This is a genomic window from Polaromonas sp. P1_E1_2 (assembly GCF_056406035.1).
Window position 1 is genome coordinate 1 of record NZ_JBFUAZ010000490.1, and the last position, 3264, is coordinate 3264.

The window sequence follows — 3264 nt, forward strand, 5'->3', positions numbered from 1 at the left end:
GCCTGGTCGCGATGCTCAAACAGGTGAGCGCCTTGTTCACGCTGGGATTTGCCCTGGTCGCGCCCGTGGTTTTCTGCCTCTTCATGGTTGAAATGGCGCTCGGCGTTGTCGCGCGAAACCTGCCGCAGATGAATATGTTCGCCATCGGCATTCCCGTGAAAATCGTTGTCGGGCTCATCACGCTGTCCCTGTGGTTTGCCGGCGTAGGTGGCGTCATGACGCGGGTTTACCGCAGCATCTACACGACCTGGGATTCCATGTTGTCCCAGGATGCGTCTCAAAGCACATTTGCGCCGGGAGCCGTCCATGGCCGATGAGCAAGACCTTGACCGCAATGAAGCGGCGACGCCTCACAAGCTTCTCARGGCGCAGGAAAAAGGGCAGGTCGCCAAAAGCCCGGAAGTCATTTCGGCGCTGGTGTGGACGGTGGCTTCCGTTTACCTGACATGGAAGGGCTGGGACAGCGTCAGGGACCAATTCGTTTTCGACCAGAGCCTGTTGCTTCGCATCGCTGGTCTGGATCCCAATGGCGGAGCGCTGTGGCCTCTTGCATCCCAGGTGGTCAAGGGGGCAATGATGCAGCTGCTGCCTTTTTTCGCCGTCATCATGCTCACCGCCGCGCTGGCCAACCTGATGCAGACAGGGCCGATGTTCACCACGGATCCCCTCAAGGCGGATTTCGACAGGCTCAATCCGGTCAACGGGTTCAAGAAAGTGTTTTCGATGCGAACCCTGTTTGATGCGGCAAGGGCCTGCATCAAGCTGATGCTTCTTGCCGGTGTTTCCTGGTTCGCGCTCAAAAGCCTGGCGCCTCACTTCTTTGGCGTGGCCGGCCTTTCACCGCTGGCTTACCTGCGCACCTTGCTCCAGGACGCGGCCTCTTTGAGCATGAAGATGGCTTTGATTCTGGTGATGATCGCCGCCGTGGACTGGATGTACACACGGCGCGAGTTCTCCAAAAAGATGAAGATGAGCCGCAGGGAACTGAAAGACGAATCAAAAAACCGGGAAGGTGATCCTCGCATCCGTGCGCGGCTCAGGGAGCTGCGTCGGGAAGCGCTGAAGCGCACACTAACGGTGCGCAACACAAAAAATGCCGATGTGTTGTTGACGAATCCGACGCATGTGGCGGTCGCCTTGCGCTACAGGCATGGCGAGATGTCGTCTCCGCAGATGGTGGCCAAGGGCGCCGGCCGGGTCGCAGGAGCCATGAGAAAAATAGCGAGCGAGAACAACATCCCCATCGTGCAAAACCCCGTTCTGGCCCGCAGGCTCTTCCGCGAGCTTGCTGTGGAACAGCATGTGCCCCAAGCCATGTATGCCGAAGTGGCGCGAATCATCGTCTGGGTCTTTGCCATGCGCGAACGCCGGCAGGGGATGGCCGCGACATGAAAGCCCTGCAGGGTTTCCTCACCAAACACAGCGACATCGTTATGGTGCTGCTGGTGCTGGGTGTACTGGTGGTATTGTTCGCGCCCATCCCGAGCCCGCTACTGGACTTCCTGATCCTGCTGAACTTCAGCTTCGCGTTTTTGATTCTGATGCTGACGTTCTACATGGCGCGACCTGTCGAGTTTTCGACGTTCCCTTCGCTGCTGTTGATTGCCACCCTGTTCCGGCTGTCGCTGAACGTCGCCGCCACCCGCCTGATTCTTTCGGACGGCGACGCTGGCCGGGTGATCGCCGCTGTGGGCTCCTATGTTGTTGGCGGGAACTACGTGATCGGCCTGATTATTTTCCTGATCCTGATCGTCGTCCAGTACGTGGTGATCACCAGCGGCGCTCAGCGCGTCTCCGAGGTGGCCGCCCGATTCACGCTGGACAGCATGCCCGGCGCGCAAATGAGCGTGGACGCGGATCTGAACATGGGTTTCATTGACCAGGCCGAAGCGCAGCGCCGCCGCAAGAACATCGAGAAAGAGGCGGCTTTTTACGGCGCGATGGACGGCGCAAGCAAGTTCGTTAAAGGCGACGCCATCGCGGGCATCCTGATACTGCTCATCAACATTGTGGGAGGCTTGCTGATCGGTATCATGCAGCGCGGCCTGCCGTGGGGTGATGCGCTCAAAACCTATACCCTGCTGACCATAGGCGATGGCATCGTGACCCAGGTGCCGGCGCTGGTCATTGCCCTGGGAACCGGGATCATTGTTACCCGTTCGGCTTCGGATGCCAACCTGAGCAAAGAGGCTTTGCGGCAGATCACCTCATTTCCCAAAACATTGCTGCTGGTGGCTACAGCCCTGGCGGGCCTGTTGATCCTGCCTGGTATTCCTGCGGTCCCCACGCTCATACTGCTTTGTCTTTCGGGGCTGGGCGCCTGGATGGTGTATCGCGGGGCGCATACCGGTGCCATTGCCAGGGAAGAAGCGGCGGCGGGCCAGGAGGGAAAATCGGCTGACGGCAGTGACGCTGGCGGCAAGGACGATCCCTATGCACACCTGACCGTTGAACCCATCGAGGTCCAGGTGGGTTCCCGCTGGGTTCCTCTGGTGAACGAAAAGGGTGGCTCTTTCCTCGAAAGAATTGCCGCCTTCCGCCATCAGCATGCGCAGGAGCTTGGGCTGGTCTTGCCACGCATACGCTTCAAGGATGCACCGCGCCTTGGGCCGGACCGATACGAGATTTACCTTGACGGGGCCCTGAGTGCCAAGGGTGAGGTTCGCGCGGACCACCTGCTTGCCATTCATCCTCAGGGCGACGTGACAGCCATTTCCGGAGAAGTCACGAAAGACCCCACCTACGGCCTGCCGGCCGTTTGGATAGAAGAGTCACAGCGGGATGCGGCCACCCGCGCCCGGTTCACGCTGGTGGATGCCTCCAGCGTTTTCATGACGCACCTCACCGAGGTCTTGCGGCGCGAATCCTCCACACTGCTGACACGGGCCGAAACCGACCGCCTGCTGGGCCGGGTGCGCCAGAACCAGCCCGGCCTGGTCGAAGAACTTGTGCCGACAGTCCTTTCGATCAGCGACGTGCAAAAGGTGCTGCAGAACCTCCTCAAAGAGAAGGTTTCGATACGGCATATGGAGGCGATTCTGGAAACTCTCACGGACGCTGGCCGGCAATCCAAGGAGACCGGCTACCTGACGGAGGTTGTGCGCCACAGGCTGGGTTCCGCGATATGCCAGGGCTTGCTCGGGGAGGCCAATGCGTTGCACGTTCTCACACTCGACCCGGCCATTGAAAGTCGCTTCATTCAAGGCGTGCAAAATTCCCGTGCCGAGGGTTCCAGCCAGGCCGCGGGTCAGTTCGTCCTGGAAC

General features: G+C 59.9%; 3 protein-coding genes. All 3 read left to right on the top strand.

Translation table 11 applies throughout. The annotated features are described in order from the left end of the window. Positions 1-317 (top strand): flagellar biosynthetic protein FliR (locus tag AC1D1P_RS18635; RefSeq protein WP_477673991.1); only part of this gene is annotated, 317 nt, incomplete at its 5' end. Continuing rightward, a complete protein-coding gene (locus AC1D1P_RS18640; RefSeq protein ID WP_477673992.1) occupies positions 307-1392 on the top strand; it encodes an EscU/YscU/HrcU family type III secretion system export apparatus switch protein in 1086 nt (361 codons plus the stop codon). The genes AC1D1P_RS18635 and AC1D1P_RS18640, both read left to right, overlap by 11 nt. Next, positions 1389-3264: flagellar biosynthesis protein FlhA (locus tag AC1D1P_RS18645; protein WP_477673993.1), on the top strand; the 1876-nt coding region annotated here is incomplete at its 3' end. The genes AC1D1P_RS18640 and AC1D1P_RS18645, both read left to right, overlap by 4 nt.